The 14,747-nt window shown below is 67.3% G+C and carries 14 protein-coding genes; 7 read left to right on the plus strand and 7 right to left on the minus strand.

Annotated elements, in window-relative coordinates:
• Window positions 1-79 precede the first annotated feature (79 nt).
• From JIM94_RS07545 to JIM94_RS07565, 5 genes are all read right to left on the minus strand, one after another.
• Entirely contained in the window at window positions 80-1,432 is a 1,353-nt protein-coding gene (locus tag JIM94_RS07545; RefSeq protein ID WP_234039140.1) for an amino acid permease, read from the minus strand.
• A gap of 150 nt (window positions 1,433-1,582) precedes the next feature.
• A complete protein-coding gene (locus JIM94_RS07550; RefSeq protein WP_248703001.1) occupies window positions 1,583-2,230 on the minus strand; it encodes a GNAT family N-acetyltransferase in 648 nt (215 codons plus the stop codon).
• Window positions 2,231-2,321: 91 nt separating this feature from the next.
• Complete coding sequence (dapD, locus tag JIM94_RS07555) at window positions 2,322-3,299, minus strand: 2,3,4,5-tetrahydropyridine-2,6-dicarboxylate N-succinyltransferase (protein ID WP_200251347.1); 978 nt, start codon at window positions 3,297-3,299, stop codon at window positions 2,322-2,324.
• Window positions 3,300-3,393: 94 nt separating this feature from the next.
• Window positions 3,394-4,800 carry an amino acid permease gene (locus JIM94_RS07560; protein ID WP_200251349.1) on the minus strand — a complete coding sequence of 469 codons (1,407 nt, stop codon included), beginning with the start codon at window positions 4,798-4,800 and terminating at the stop codon, window positions 3,394-3,396.
• A gap of 256 nt (window positions 4,801-5,056) precedes the next feature.
• On the minus strand, window positions 5,057-5,992 hold the full coding sequence (locus JIM94_RS07565; RefSeq protein ID WP_200251351.1) for a DapH/DapD/GlmU-related protein: 936 nt from the start codon (window positions 5,990-5,992) through the stop codon (window positions 5,057-5,059).
• A gap of 134 nt (window positions 5,993-6,126) precedes the next feature.
• On the opposite strand from JIM94_RS07565, the gene dapE reads away from it, so the two are divergent.
• The 7 genes from dapE (at window position 6,127) to JIM94_RS07600 (ending at window position 11,637) form a co-directional block, all read left to right on the plus strand.
• The gene (gene dapE / locus JIM94_RS07570; protein ID WP_200252145.1) at window positions 6,127-7,233 is read left to right on the plus strand and encodes a succinyl-diaminopimelate desuccinylase; all 1,107 of its coding nucleotides are present in this window, start codon (window positions 6,127-6,129) and stop codon (window positions 7,231-7,233) included.
• A gap of 145 nt (window positions 7,234-7,378) precedes the next feature.
• Window positions 7,379-8,179 (plus strand): LOG family protein, encoded by an 801-nt coding sequence (locus JIM94_RS07575; protein ID WP_200251361.1) that lies wholly within the window; start codon window positions 7,379-7,381, stop codon window positions 8,177-8,179.
• A gap of 55 nt (window positions 8,180-8,234) precedes the next feature.
• Window positions 8,235-9,047 (plus strand): dihydropteroate synthase, encoded by an 813-nt coding sequence (folP, locus tag JIM94_RS07580; RefSeq protein ID WP_200252148.1) that lies wholly within the window; start codon window positions 8,235-8,237, stop codon window positions 9,045-9,047.
• Window positions 9,044-9,841, plus strand: coding sequence for a glucosyl-3-phosphoglycerate synthase (locus JIM94_RS07585; protein WP_336296542.1), 798 nt, complete (start codon window positions 9,044-9,046; stop codon window positions 9,839-9,841). The genes folP and JIM94_RS07585 overlap by 4 nt, the downstream gene beginning before the upstream one ends.
• A 67-nt stretch (window positions 9,842-9,908) precedes the next feature.
• Window positions 9,909-10,202 (plus strand): DivIVA domain-containing protein, encoded by a 294-nt coding sequence (locus JIM94_RS07590; RefSeq protein ID WP_234039062.1) that lies wholly within the window; start codon window positions 9,909-9,911, stop codon window positions 10,200-10,202.
• A gap of 102 nt (window positions 10,203-10,304) precedes the next feature.
• The gene (locus JIM94_RS07595; protein ID WP_198735586.1) at window positions 10,305-10,472 is read left to right on the plus strand and encodes a DUF3117 domain-containing protein; all 168 of its coding nucleotides are present in this window, start codon (window positions 10,305-10,307) and stop codon (window positions 10,470-10,472) included.
• 298 nt (window positions 10,473-10,770) lie between these two features.
• Entirely contained in the window at window positions 10,771-11,637 is an 867-nt protein-coding gene (locus tag JIM94_RS07600; protein WP_200251367.1) for a methyltransferase domain-containing protein, read from the plus strand.
• A gap of 63 nt (window positions 11,638-11,700) precedes the next feature.
• On the opposite strand, the gene JIM94_RS07605 is transcribed toward JIM94_RS07600, so the two are convergent.
• Together JIM94_RS07605 and glgA are read right to left on the minus strand one after the other, a co-directional pair.
• Window positions 11,701-13,158: a GH32 C-terminal domain-containing protein gene (locus JIM94_RS07605; RefSeq protein WP_200251391.1), complete on the minus strand. Its 1,458-nt coding sequence runs from the start codon at window positions 13,156-13,158 to the stop codon at window positions 11,701-11,703.
• A gap of 70 nt (window positions 13,159-13,228) precedes the next feature.
• Window positions 13,229-14,416: a glycogen synthase gene (glgA, locus tag JIM94_RS07610; protein ID WP_200251401.1), complete on the minus strand. Its 1,188-nt coding sequence runs from the start codon at window positions 14,414-14,416 to the stop codon at window positions 13,229-13,231.
• Window positions 14,417-14,747 lie beyond the last annotated feature (331 nt).

Raw genomic sequence — 14,747 nt, forward strand, 5'->3', positions numbered from 1 at the left:
TGAAAAGTCCGTCCCCCCTCCCGTGCCGGGAGGGGGGACGGACGGCGCCCGCGCACCGGAGAACGGGGACGGCGCGTGACTACCGCAGAACCCGGTCCTCACCGGGCAGGAGCGCCTTCTGCCACGGACTGACACCGCGGACGCGCGAATTGACCAGGGCCGCGATGAACAGCAGGAGGAACATGACGGCACCGGACGTCAGCTGGATGCGCGCGCCGGGATCCGCGAGCATCAGCAGGCCGAGGGCGACGAGGACGGCGAGGGTCGCCCACGTGCACACCGGCCACGCCCACATCCGGATCGACAGCTCCGTCACCCGCTCCAGTCGACGCCGGAGTTTCAGCTCGGAAACGGTGATGAACCCCCAGACGATGAGCAGGGAACCACCCGCGGCATTGAGCATGAACCCGAGCAGCCAACCCGTGTCCGCGTAGTTCAGCGCCACCATCACGACGGCGAGGACGATCGACAGGACGATGGCGGGGACCGGGACCCTTCTGGCGTTCACCCGCGAGAAGATCGCCGGCGCGTCGCCGCGTCCGGCCAGGGAGAACATCATCCGGGAGGAGGCGAACAGCTGTGCGTTGAACGCGGAGAGCAGCGCGAGCACGATCAGCGTCTCCATCAGTCCCACGACCCCGGGCAGGCCGGCGAGCCCCAGAACGAGGGCGAACGGACTGTCGGCGGCGGAGTTCGCGGCCCCCAGTGTGGAGTAGGGCAGGAGGAAGGTGATCACCAGGACACTGCCCAGATAGAACACGCTGATCCTCGTGATCGTCGTACGGACGGCGTTGACCAGGGACCGGCCCGGGTCCTCCGACTCGGCCGCGGCGATGGCCACGACCTCGATACCACCGAACGCGAACGCGACCGCCAGCATGCCTGCGGCGACACCGCCGAGTCCGTTGGGTATGAAGCCGTCAGCGGTGAACACCGAGGTCCCGATGTAGGGGTGCCCGGGGAGCAGACCGAAGATGAGGAGGACGCCGAGGACCAGGAATCCGACGAGGGCGAGGACCTTGATCAGTGCGAACCAGAACTCGAATTCCCCGAACGCCCGCACCCGCAGCAGGTTGACGACGCCGAAGAAGACGACGAACACGAGTGCCGGTATCCACTGCGGGACCGACAACCAGGAACCGATGATCGCCGCGGCACCGGTCATCTCCGCCCCGAGGACCGCGACGGTGGCGAGCCAGTAGATCCACCCCTGCGTGAAGCCCGCCCACCGACCGATGCCCAATTCCGCGTACTCGGAGAAGGAACCAGACGCCGGGACGACCGAGCCCATCTCGCCGAGCATCCGCATCACCATCACGGCGATCGCCCCGGCGGCGATGTAGGCCAGCAGCACGGCCGGGCCGGCGGCCCGGATGCCGACGCCGGTACCGAGGAAGAGTCCCGCGCCGATGGTCGAGCCGAGGCCCATCATGGTCAGGTGCCGGACCTTCAGCCCGGATCCGAGTGTTGTGGTGGTCGTGGTCACGGCGGTGCCATCTCCTGCGGAATGTCGACGGTTAAAAAGGGTTCCCATCAGCAGAATACGCCGTTGGTTCCCCGTCGTCGGTACCAGCCCGGGAGTTCAGTCCGTCGACGTGTGGCGGGCCACCCGGTCGCTGAGACGGGCCCGGATCACCGGCCACTCGTGCGCCAGCGCCGAATACAGCACGGCGTCATCGAGGACACCGTTGCGGAGTCTCGCGTGCGAGCGGAGGATCCCGTCGCGTTTCAGTCCGAGGCGTTCGATGGCGGTCCGGGAGACGGTGTTGGAGAATTTCGTCCGGATGCCCACCCGGGCGCAGTTCAACGCGTCGAACGCATACCCCAGCAGCAGCAGTTTCGTCTCCGGGTTCGCGCCCTTTCCCTGCGCCGAGGCGCGCAGCCAGGTGTACCCGATCTCGAGCCGGGGGACCGTCGGATCAAGGTCGTAGTAGCAGGTCACCCCGAGCGCGGTTCCGTCGCCCGCCGAGCGGATGATGAACGGCACCATGGTTCCTGCGGCGGCCCTGTCCAGTTTGTCCGCGAGATCATCCGCCATGTCCCCGGGAGCGGGTGTCGATGTCCACCACTCCCGGTGCAGTTCACCGTCGGTGACTGCCTCCGCGAGCTCCCCGGCGTCGTCCTTGCGGAGCGGCGACAGTTCGACGATACGGCCGGTGAGGGTGGGGGGAGTGGTGATCCAGGGCACGGTCGGTTCCTCGTCGTCGGGATCCCCGGATGGGGCGGTCACGTGAAAAGTCCAGGATAGCCGGTCGGCGGTACACGTGGGGCCCGCCGGAGGTGTGTGGCCCCGGCGGGCCCCTTCTGAATGATCGACCGGTTCAGTTCGCGTGCAGATCCGCGTTGAGCTCGACGCGGGCGGATCCCCATGCGGTGGCCTCGACCGCACCGGTGAGGGAGTTGCGGCGGAAGAGGATGTTCGACGCCCCCGACAGCTCGACGGCCTTGACGGACTCTCCGTCGGAGACACCGACGGCGGTCGCGACATCGCCCGAGACCTTCACCTTCGTGCCGGCGGTGACGTACAGGCCGGCCTCGATGACACAGTCGTCGCCGAGTGAGATGCCGCAACCGGCGTTGGCCCCCAGCAGGCAGCGCTCGCCGAGGGAGATGACCTGCTTGCCCCCACCGGAGAGCGTCCCCATGATCGACGCGCCACCGCCGATGTCGGTGCCGTCGCCGACGACGACCCCCGCGGAGATTCGTCCCTCGACCATGGAGGAACCCAGCGTACCGGCGTTGAAGTTGACGAAACCCTCGTGCATGACGGTGGTTCCCTCGGCGAGGTGGGCACCGAGACGGACCCGGTCGGCGTCACCGATGCGGACACCGGTGGGCACGGTGTAGTCGATCATCCGGGGGAACTTGTCCACCAGATGGACGGTGACCTTGCCGTGCCGGGAGAGCTTCGCCCGGGTGATCTCGAAATCGGCGACCGGGCAGGGGCCGAAGTTGGTCCACACGACGTTGGTCAGCAGGCCGAAGACACCGTCCATGTTCAGGCCGTGGGGAACGACCTTCCTGGTGGAGAGCAGGTGGAGGCGCAGGTAGACGTCATTGGCGTCCACCGGTGCGTCCCCCAGATCGGCGATGACCGTCCGGACACCGACCCGCTCGACACCACGGTCCCCGTCGGCGCCGGTCAGAGGGGCCAGGTGTTCGGGGAGCTCGTCAGCGTCGAGGCGGGTCGTGCCGGCGGTCTGCTCCGTGTCGGTGAGTTCGGGTGCGGGGAACCAGCAGTCGAGAACGGTTCCGTCGGGTTGGATGGTGGCGAGTCCGGTTGCTATTGCTGCAGTCATGGACTCCAACCTACCGGAAGCCGAAGCGACCGCCGGGTCCACCCGACGGTGGGCCCCGACGGTCGTTGTCGAGAGGGGCGAACGCCCCCGGCGGCTACTTCAGTTCCCTGGTGCGGGCCGCTTTGTCCGCCTTCGCCGTGCGGGCCCCGGGGGCCAGGAACGACAGTCCGATGAGCGCACCGAAGACGATGATCACCGACAGGACCTGGTACCTCGCCGCACCATCGGAGAGCATGAGCAGGGTGAGGACGATGAGCATCCCGAGGGTGACCCATCCCAGCCACGGGAAGCCCCACATGCGGACCGAGATCTCTCCCCTGCGCTCCATCTCCGGATGCAGCCTGAGGTAGCTCAGGATGGTGAATCCCCAGATGAGGAGCAGTGATCCGCCGACGGCGTTGAACAGGAAGGTCAGCAGTCCGGCGGGATTCCAGTACTGGAGGGCGACGGAGACGAACGCGAAGAACATGCTGAGCAGGACCGCGTTCATCGGGACGCCGTCGTTGTTCGTCCGGCTGAGCAGCTTCGGTGCGTTGCCCCGGGTCGCGAGTGAGTAGGCGAAACGGGAGGTTCCGTAGATCTGGGCGTTGAACGCGCTCAACAGCGCGAGAACGATCACGAGTTCCATGATCCCCACGATGCCCGGGACGTGGGCCATCTCGAGTACCCGGGTGAAGGGGGACTCGGCGGCGGAATCCGCGCCACTGATCTCGTCGTAGGGGAGGAGGAAGGTGATCACGAGAACGGCGCCGAGGTAGAAGACCACGATGCGCCAGATGACCGAGCGGACGGCCGTGGCGATGTTCCTCGCCGGGTTGTCGGACTCTGCGGCGGCGATGGTGACGATCTCGATGCCACCGAAGGCGAACGCCACCGCGAGCAGACCCGCGGCGACACCGGAGACACCGTTCGGCATGAAACCGTGCTCACCGATGAAGTTGCTGAAGCCGACGGCGTCGGTGCCCGGGAAGACACCGAAGATCAGCAGGGCACCGATGACGAGGAAGATGATGATGACCGCGACCTTGATGAACGCGAACCAGAACTCGAACTCACCGAATCCGGAGACCTTCCAGAGGTTGATCACGGCGAAGATCACGACACAGACCAGTGCCGGGATCCACGGGTCCACCCCGAACCACTGCGACATGATTCCGGCGGCACCCGTCATCTCCGCGCCCATGACCATCACGAGGAGGTACCAGTACAGCCACCCCGTGGAGAATCCGGCCCAGTGGCCGAACGCCATCTCGGCGTAGTTGGAGAAGGAACCCGACGCAGGCCGTGCCGCAGCCATCTCGCCGAGCATCTGCATGACGAACACCACCATGATGCCCGCGAAGATGTAGGCCAGGAGAACGGCGGGGCCGGCGATCTGGATTCCCACGCCGGTGCCCAGGAAGAGCCCCGCGCCGATCGCGGACCCCAGCCCCATCATGGTCAGGTGTCGTGTTTTCAGTCCGGTACCGAGTTCGGTCCCGGTGTTCTCAGTAGATGTCATGGCTAAACAATAGCCGCAGATTCTCCTGTGTAAATGCTTAAAACCTGTCGTCGTGCTGAGGTGATTGTCTTCCGGGGTCATGTCGGGGACGGAATTGTTCCGGTCACCCGTGTCCGGTGTGGGGTTGTGCGGTGCATATGCGACGTTCAGGGTTGGTGCGACCTTGCGTCGCCGGGGGTTCCGGAAATGTGGCTACCGGGGGTGTTTTTGAGCGTTCGCCACCCCCGTGGTGCGGGTGTGGTGTGTCGCCGCTCCTTCAGCACCTCCGTGCGACGGGTTCCGCGGACCCCGGTTCCCGGTCGATCCGCCACCCCGACTGGCCGCTGAGCTGTGCGGCGGGAGCCGTGTCCCCGCCGTCGGGGAACCTGAGTGTCGTCGTCCGGTCGATGACGACGTTGTTGCCGATGACGCAGTCATCGCCCAGGTCGATGCCGATGACTCCGGCTCCGACCCCTATGCGGCAGTTGTCGCCCACTCGCACGGGGTGCGGGATGTCGGTGCCGCTCGCATCGTCGGTGAGGACCGTCGCGGACAGTCCGATGTGGGTACCCGCCCCGATGACCGTTCCGGCGGACATGAGCCCCTCGATGTGTGCCGGGCCCACGGACCCGGAGTTGTAGGACACGAAGCCCTCCCGTAGGACCTGCGTCCCCTCCGCGAGATGGGCACCGAGACGGACGCGCTCCGCCTCCGCGATCCGGACGCCGGTGGGCACCACGTAGTCCACCATCCGGGGGAGGATGTCGATGGCGTAGACGTGGATCAGTCCCCTGGACCGGAGTGACGTGCGGACGAACTCGAAATTCTTCGGGAGGCACGGTCCCTTGTTGGTCCAGACGACGGTGGCGAGCAGCGGCTCGAGCCCCTCCAGGTTGATGTCGTGCGGACGTGCCATACGGTGGCTCAACAGGTGAAGCCGCAGGTAGACATCGTGTGCATCCACCGGTGGCACGGACAGGTCCGGGATGGTGGTGTGCACCGCGACCTGCTCCACCATCCGGTCCTCGTCGAGCTTGACCAGGGACAGGAGCTTCCTGCTCAACTTCGCCGCCCCCAGCCGGACCGTCACCGCCCCGGAGTCCCGCCCCGCAGGCTCAGGCAGGAGTTCCGGCTGGGGGTACCAGGTGTCGAGCACCGTGCCGTCCATGGCGATGTTGGCGATACCGACTGCGCTTGCTCCCGAAGTAATCATCACCCCAGATTCTAACCGCCGACATCCCGATGACGGTGAAGCTGTCCGACAGGAGTACCCCTACCTCGACACCATGCCCGGGGAGCGGCGCGGGGAGGGACACACCGGGACGCTAGGGTGGTGACGTGACCGACATCAGACTGGACCTCACCGCCGACCCCGTCGACCTGACCGCACAGCTCGTCGACATAGCCAGCCCGTCCCGCCACGAGGAACGGATCGCCGACGCCATCGAGGCCGCACTCAGGGAACTGGCGGAGGGGACGGGGATCGAGGTCCTCCGCCACCGCAACAACGTTCTCGCCCGCACCAACCGGGGACTGCCCGAACGGGCCATCCTCGCCGGACACATCGACACCGTTCCGGTGGCCGACAACGTCCCCTCCACACGAGGTACCGATTCCGACGGACGGGACACCCTCTTCGGCTGCGGAACCGTCGACATGAAGAGCGGTGACGCGGTGTTCCTCAACGCGTTCGCACGCCTCGCGGACAGCCCCGACCTGTCCCGGGACCTGACCCTGATCTGTTACGAGTGCGAGGAGATCGCCGCCGAGTTCAACGGTCTCACCCATCTCGCCAAGGACCATCCGGAGTGGCTCGCCGGTGACGTGGCCATCCTCGGTGAGCCGTCCGGTTCCGTGATCGAGGCCGGTTGCCAGGGGTCCATCCGCCTGAAGATCACCGCACACGGTGTCCGCGCCCACTCCGCCCGCGCCTGGCTCGGGGTCAACGCCATGCACCTCCTCGCCCCGGTGATCGGCCGCGTCGCCGAATATCAGCCCGCGGAGGTTCCCATCGACGGCTGCACCTACCGTGAGGGGATCAACGTCGTCCGCTGCGAATCCTTCGTCGCCACCAACACCATCCCCGACGAGGCCGTGCTCTACGTCAACTACCGGTTCGCCCCCGACAAGACCGTCGAGGAGGCGATGGACCACCTCCACGGCGTGCTCGGGGTCCGGGGTGACAGCCGCTTCACCGTCGACACCGACGACATCTCCCCGGGCGCGCTCCCCGGTCTCGGGCAGCCGGCCGCAGCGGAACTCGTTGAAGCGACCGGCGGGGAATTCCGGGCGAAGTTCGGCTGGACCGATGTGGCACGTTTCGCCGAACTCGGTATCCCCGCGGTGAACTTCGGGCCCGGAGACCCCTCCTTCTGCCACAAACGCGACGAACAGTGTCCGGTGCACATGATCACCGACGTCTCCGAGACACTCCTGGCCTACCTGCGGCACTGACCACCGGACGGGACATCCGTCGCAGGGGCGCCGACCGGTGCCACGAACCGGTGCCGGAGGCTACCCTCGTGGTGCGGTACCGGTTCCGCCACCGACACACCACGAGAAGACACCGACAGAGACACGAAGGACACGAGGGACACCGATGAGCGACAAGACCACAGACCACGACCGCTACATGCGGGGCCCCGTGCTCGTACGGCACGGTGGAAGACAGGAGTCCACCACGGACCAGCGACTCCTCGACACGCAGAACTCCACCGACTGGCTCCACGAGGACCCGTGGCGGGTCCTGCGTATCCAGAGCGAGTTCGTCAACGGTTTCGGCGCGCTGGCCGAGATGCCTCCCGCCGTCACGGTGTTCGGTTCCGCCCGCCAGGGCGAGGACACCGGATACTACGCACTCGGACGTGAGCTCGGTGAGCGTCTCGCCGCGGCCGACTACGCGGTCATCACCGGTGGTGGGCCCGGGCTGATGGAAGCCGGCAACCGTGGAGCGACGGAGGGCGGCGGGATGAGCGTCGGCCTCGGTATCGAACTGCCCCACGAGGAACGACTCAACCCCTACATCGACCTCGGTCTCAATTTCCGGTACTTCTTCGTCCGCAAGACGATGTTCCTCAAGTACAGCCAGGCCTTCGTCTGTCTCCCCGGCGGGTTCGGCACCCTCGATGAACTCTTCGAGGCGCTGTGTCTCGTCCAGACGGGCAAGATCACCAACTACCCGATCGTCCTCCTCGGTACGTCGTTCTGGTCCGGACTCGTCGACTGGATCCGGGAGCGGCTCCTCGCCGAGGGCATGATCTCACCCGAGGACCTCGACCTCGTCATGGTCACCGACTCCCCGGAGGAGGCCGTGGAGCACATCCGTGCGGCGCACCGGGGAATGGCGAGGGAAGCCGACGAGAGGGCGGCCCGGGACGCGGCGGACGACGCCCGGGCCTGACACCGTGAAGCAGATCCACTCCGGATACCGGGGAGATGACGCACTGCCCGCCGTCATGGCGATCATCAACCGCACGCCGGACTCCTTCTACGACCGTGGGGCGACCTTCGCACTCGACGACGCGCTCGACCGTGTGGACGCGGCGGTCGGCGCGGGGGCACGCATCGTCGACATCGGTGGAGTCAAGGCCGGTCCGGGCGAGGACGTCAGCGAGGCCGAGGAGGCGGACCGCGTGATCCCCCTGATCGAGGCCGCCGCACGGCGTCACCCGGGTGTGACGGTCTCCGTGGACACCTGGCGTTCCGGGGTCGCGGATGCGGCGATCGGTGCCGGGGCGAGCCTGGTCAACGACACCTGGTCCGGTCACGACCCCGAGCTCGTGGAAGTGGCGGGCGCCCACCGTGTCGGATACGTCTGCTCCCACACCGGGGGAGCGGTGCCCCGTACCCGACCCCACCGTGTCCACTACGACGATGTGGTCGCCGACGTGATCGCCGAGACCACGGCACTGGCGGAACGCGCCGTCGCGTGCGGGGTTCCCGAGGACCTCATCCTGATCGACCCCACCCACGATTTCGGGAAGAACACCTTCCACGGGCTGGAGCTCCTCCGCCGCGTCGACGAACTCGTCGACACCGGGTGGCCGGTCCTGATGGCGTTGTCGAACAAGGACTTCATCGGTGAGACCGTCGGCAGACCCCTCGAACGTCGGGTCGCGGGAACACTCGCCGCGACGGCCTGGGCGGCCGACCGCGGGGTCGCCGCGTTCCGGGTGCACGAGGTCGGGGACACCGTCGACGTACTCCGTATGACGGCGGCGATCCGTGGGGATGTCCGCCCCCTCGCCCCGGTACGGGGGTTGGTGTGAACCGGGGTCGGGGTGAACGGGGGGCCGGCGGTGACGTCAGCGTGGTGATTCCCGCGCTCAACGAGGAGGACACCGTCGCCGGTGTCGTCGGTGCCGCGCTCGCCGACTCCCCGTCCGAGGTGCTCGTCATCGACTCCGGGTCCGGGGACGCGACGGCGGAACGTGCCCGTGCCGCCGGTGCCCGGGTGCTGAGCAGGGAAGAGGCTCTGCCCGGTGTACCCGTGCATCCTGGTAAGGGGGAGGTGCTGTGGCGCGGTGTCGCCGCCGCCCGGGGTGCACTGGTCGTCTTCATCGACGCGGACCTGACGGATCCCGCGCCGGGGATGGTGCGTGCGCTGACCGCCCCTTTCACGGATCCGATGATTCAGCTCGTCAAAGGGGACCACAGACGCCCTCTCGGTGATGACGCCGACGGTGGGGGACGGGTCACCAGGTTGACCGCGTTGCCGCTGCTCCGTGTGCTCAATCCGGAACTCACCCACATCCGGCAACCGCTGACCGGTGAGTACGCGATTCGACGGGGCACCGCACTCGGTCTCCCGTTCGTCACCGGATGGGGTGTGGAATCCGCTCTGCTGCTCGATGTCGCTTCCCGGTTCGGACCCGACGCCGTCACCTCCGTCGATCTCGGGGTCCGTCGGCACCGCAACAAGCCGACGGGGGACCTCGAACCGGTCGCCGATGCGGTTGCCGCGGCCATTCTCTCGCGTCACGGTGTCGGTGGTGCGGCAGGGGATTCCGTGCCGGAGCGGCCTCCGCTGTCCGTGCTGTACCCCGCCCTCCTCGAGGGGTAACCTTGTCGTGGTTGAAGAAGTGTCCGCCACCGCGACGAGCGGCCTGCCCCGAGGAGTCATACCTTTGTTGACCTGGATTATCTACATCTGCATCCTGCTGGTGTTGATCGCGGTGTTCACCGTCGTGTTCGGTGCGTTGTTCGGTCGCGGGGAGTCTCTTCCGCCGTTCGAGGAACAGATCCCCGACGTGGCCGCGCACAATGATGCGGCGATCCGGGACGGTCGGGTCGACGACATCCGTTTCCGGACCGTGTTGCGCGGGTACCGGATGGATGAGGTCGACCGGGTGATCGGGGCCTATGAGGCGAAGGTCGCGGAGCTCACGGCCAGACTCGAGAGGCAGGGCTCTCCGGTCGACTGACTGCGTCGGGTGTGCGGCGCCCACCGTCCCCGGAACACGAAAACGACTAGGCTGGGGAGCGATACCTCCGAAAAGACAAGCTTGTGAAGGAGCTGGGACGTAATGGCAGCTATGAAGCCCCGGACGGGCAACGGCCCGATGGAAGCGGCCGAAGAGGGACGCAAGATTGTCATGCGCATTCCCACCGACGGCGGTGGACGTCTCGTCGTGGAACTCAACAAGGAGGAGGCCGCTGAGCTGGGGGCCCTGCTCGTTGAGGCCGCGGGCTGATCCCGTTCCCCGGAGGCCCCGGACCGTTCCCTGTCGTGAACCGGGGGCGGTCCTTCCTGTTTTCCCTTTTCCCGTGTCCCTCCCGTGGTCCCGGTGGTTTACCGGTGCGTCGGTGGGAACGGGGCCACGGTGACCGGCTCGTTCCACATCCCGGACCGGCATGCGGGTATCATGAACCGCGCTGACCGGCAGTCGGCCGGTGGGGTCCGGTGGAGTCACCGTGCCGTGGACCTGGGCCGGTACCGATCGGTACCGGCCCGTGTCCCAACTCATCAACGCTAGAAGGAGTCTTCCCGACGTGCTCACAGATATCTCCGATGTCCTGGCGGATCCGGTGGACGGAAGTCCCCTGAACCTCGACAGTGACAGCTCCCGGCTGGAGAGTTCTTCGGGCCGGTACTACGACGTCGCCGGTCCGGGGTATGCGACGTTGACCGTCGATGAGGTCCACGCCGACCGTGCCGATGATGACGGCATGGTCACCGCCCGTGAGACGTTCCTGTCCAGGGGGCACTACGCACCTTTCGTCGAGGCCGTGACCGGGGCGGTGCAGCTCGCTCTCGATGACGCCGGTGTCGCCGATGACGAGCGCCCGGTGATCTGTGAGATCGGAGCGGGCACCGGGTACTACCTCTCACACACGCTCGATGATGTCGATGGTGCACGGGGGGTCGGCATCGATCTCTCCGTGCCGGCCGCCGAACGCCTCGCGACGTGTCATCCCCGTGTCGGTGCCGTCGTGGCGGACGCCAGGCACCGGCTCCCGCTGCGGGATTCCTCGGTCGACGTCATCACGGTGGTGTTCTCGCCGTCCAACCCTGCGGAGTTCGCCCGGGTGCTCAGGCCCGGAGGGCAGGTCGTGGTCCTCACCGCCGAAGCGGGACATCTGACCGAACTCAGGGAGCCGCTGGGCATTCTCGACGTGCCGGAGGGAAAGGCGGAGCAGCTCGTCGAGAGTTCCTCGGGTTGGTTCGAACCGGTCGGGGAACCGGAGCTCGTCGAGTTCACGATGCGGCTCGACCAGGAGTCGATTGCGACGCAGACCGGTATGAGCCCGTCTGCACGGCACATCCCGTCGGATCTCCTCGCCGAACGTGCCGCGCAGCTCCCGGACCACATGAGTCTCACCGCGCGTGCGACCGTGACGCGACTCCGCGTTCGCTGAGCCCCGGCGGGCACACGAAAGGGGAGGGACGGCCGTGAGGCGTCCCTCCCCTTCTCCCTGTTCTCAGTGCCGCCGGGTGGAGTCCGGGTCGAACCCGTCCTCGACCTCACCGAGGCCGGTGGAGTCATGGGGCAGCGGGCCGAGGTCCATGGTCCGCAGCACCCGTGCGTCACCGTCGGTACGGACGGTGAAACCACCGCACCCACCGGTGAAGTAGACGCGGCTGGCGAGCGCGGCGACGCCTCCGTCGACGAAGACCTCGACCGTCGAGCCGTCGACGATGACGGTGAGTGAATCGGTGTCCGCGTCCGCGAGCGGGCCGGACGCCACCGCATCGCCGCGGTGCACGGGGTTCATGGAACGGTCCAGATCCACGCGGTCACCGTGGTGGCTGACGGTCACCGCCGGTTCGCCGTCGCCGTCGAGGACGTCGATGCTGACGGATCCCTCACCGACCTCGAGCATCGTCGTGATCATCCGGGCGGCGGTGGTGCCGGGAATCACCCTCGGGAGCCCGGGGGTCGGTGTCTGGAACAGACGCCCCCCCTGGAGTGTGACCAGGCGTGGCATGGACAGACAGTTCGCCCATTTCTCATCGGTGAGACTCTTGTGCCGCCCCGGGTCGTCCTTGCGGCCGACACCGTTCATGAGACCGAACACCAGGGCACTGTCACTGTGTTTCTCACCGGTTCCGGTACCGGTGAAATTGGTGTTGCGCGGCCGGGTGAAGTCATGGCCGAAATCCATCCGCGTGAACGGGGTGCGGACGGTGAACCGGGATCCGTTCAGCGACCCGACGAGATATCCCGAGATGTCCGGGCCACCGTCCTGTTCGATCGTGGTCAGCAGGACGTCATGCAGCTCACCGTCGACCTCGTCGCGGAGCCGGAGGAGCCGGGGGCTCACCATGCAGTGACCACCACTGACCCCGGGGTCGCCCTCGAAGCTCATCGGTCCACGTACCGTCCAGCTGCGCAGGTCCGTGGAGTCGAGGATCACCAGGCGGGGTTCCTCGACGTCACCCGTCACAGCCAGCATCAACCACCGTCCCGGGCCGTCCGTGAGGACGCAGGGGGAGCGGAAGTTGCGCCATCCGTCACGGTCGCCCAGGACCCGGCCGACACGGGACACGGACGCGTCCAGTGTCAGGGCGTTGTCGTCGAGGTCGGTGACGGTCTCCGCGAGAGCGGGTACGGAGGCGACGTGGACCTCCGTGCCTTCCGGGGTGACGGAGGTGAAGAAGAGATCCACGGAGCCGGTGTCACCGACCGCCACGACGGATCCCGCACGGACCTGTATCTCGTCGCCCTCCGGGGCGAGGACATCGTCACAGATGTCCCAGTCGTAGGGGTTGGTGACGTCGAGGGTCTGGTGCGCCCAGCGTGCCGGTGCACCCTGACTCGGCTGGTACTGGAGGAAGACGTGCCAGATGTCGGCGTCCCGGATCGCTCCCGCAGGGGCGTTGAGGACCCCCTGCTCGGCGGTCACGTGCAGTTCAGGGCGGTGTGTGGTGTAGGTCATCGGTGATCGGACTCCGGAATCGGTGTCGGTCGGGGACTGTCGGACGTACGGGGGACGGGATGGACGGCGGTCACATCAGGGAGCGGTAGACGTCGATGGTCTGTTCCGCGATCGTGGCCCAGGAGAAATCCCCGACCGCACGACGGCGTCCGGCCTCCCCGATCCGGCGGGCACGGTCACGGTCGGAGACCATCTCGTTGACCGCTGAGGCGAGATCACGTTCGAATGCCCCGGGATCATTCTCGTCATAGTGCACCAGGGTGCCGGTCTCACCGTCGACCACGACCTCGGGGATGCCGCCGACATCGGAGGCCACGACCGCGGTGCCGCAGGCCATCGCCTCGAGATTGACGATGCCCAGGGGCTCATAGATCGACGGGCAGGCGAACGTGTCCGCGGCGGTGAGGATCTCCTGGATCTTCTCCTTCGGCAGCATCTCCGTGACCCAGAAGACCCCGCCGCCCCGTGCGGCACGGAGGTCGTCGACGAGAGCGGTGGTCTCGGCCGCGATCTCCTCGGTATCGGGTGCACCCGCGCAGAGGACCAGCTGGACGTCCGGGTCGAACATCTTCGCCGCCTTCACCAGATGCCCGACGCCCTTCTGCCGGGTGATCCGTCCGACGAAGGCGACGATCGGCTTGTCGGGATCGACGCCGAGTTCGGTGAAGACCGATGATCCACGGGCCTCGACGGCGGCGTCGAATGTCGGACGGGGCTGCCACAGGTCACAGTCGATGCCGTTCAGGACGACGTGGATCCGGCTGGGATCGATCCGGGGGTACGCCTCGAGGATGGCGCCCTTCATCTTCTCGCTCACCGCGATGACGGCGTCCGCGTACTCCATGGTGTTTCTCTCGGACCAGCCGGAGACGTCGTATCCGCCGCCGAGCTGCTCCCGCTTCCACGGACGGTGCGGTTCGAGGGAGTGTGCCGTGGCGACGTGCGGGATGCCGTACAGGCGGGCGGCCAGGTGCCCACCGAGACCGGCGTACCAGGTGTGGGAGTGCACGACATCGACGCCCGAGGCGGCGTCCGCCATGCGGAGTCCCGTGGACAGGGTCCTGATGGCCGGGTTCGCGTCCGCCAGAGCCGGATCGACGCCGTGGGCCCAGGTCCGGGGCTCGTCCCGTTCGGCCCCCATGCAGTGCACGTCGACCTCGACGAGCTCGCGCATGTAGCGCGTCAGCTCGGTCACGTGGACGCCGGCGCCGCCGTAGATCTCCGGCGGGTATTCCTTGGTCATCATTCCTACTCGCATGCCAACGACGATAGCTGTGCCCGCGACAACCCGCAGGGAGGTGAGGTCGGGGGAGGGGCGGGTGTACCCGGCCCCGGCCCCGCACCTCCGCACCCCGTAGGTGATCTGTGGTCCATCGTGGCTGTTCGGGGGCACTGCGGTCTCCGGGGGAACGGGTGTCGGTGAGGTGCGTGCGCGTGCGGGGGCGGGGTGCGGGGGCCTGTGCGATGTACGGACACCGCTGCATCCACCGTCGCCGACGGTCGTCCCGGGGGGGGGCGGGGTTCCGGGGGCATGGTGCGGGGTCCCGGAGAGATCCCGTGGCGACCTCGTCCGCATGTCTGCGGCAAAC

Source organism: Corynebacterium pygosceleis (assembly GCF_016595275.2).
Lineage (GTDB): Bacteria > Actinomycetota > Actinomycetes > Mycobacteriales > Mycobacteriaceae > Corynebacterium > Corynebacterium pygosceleis.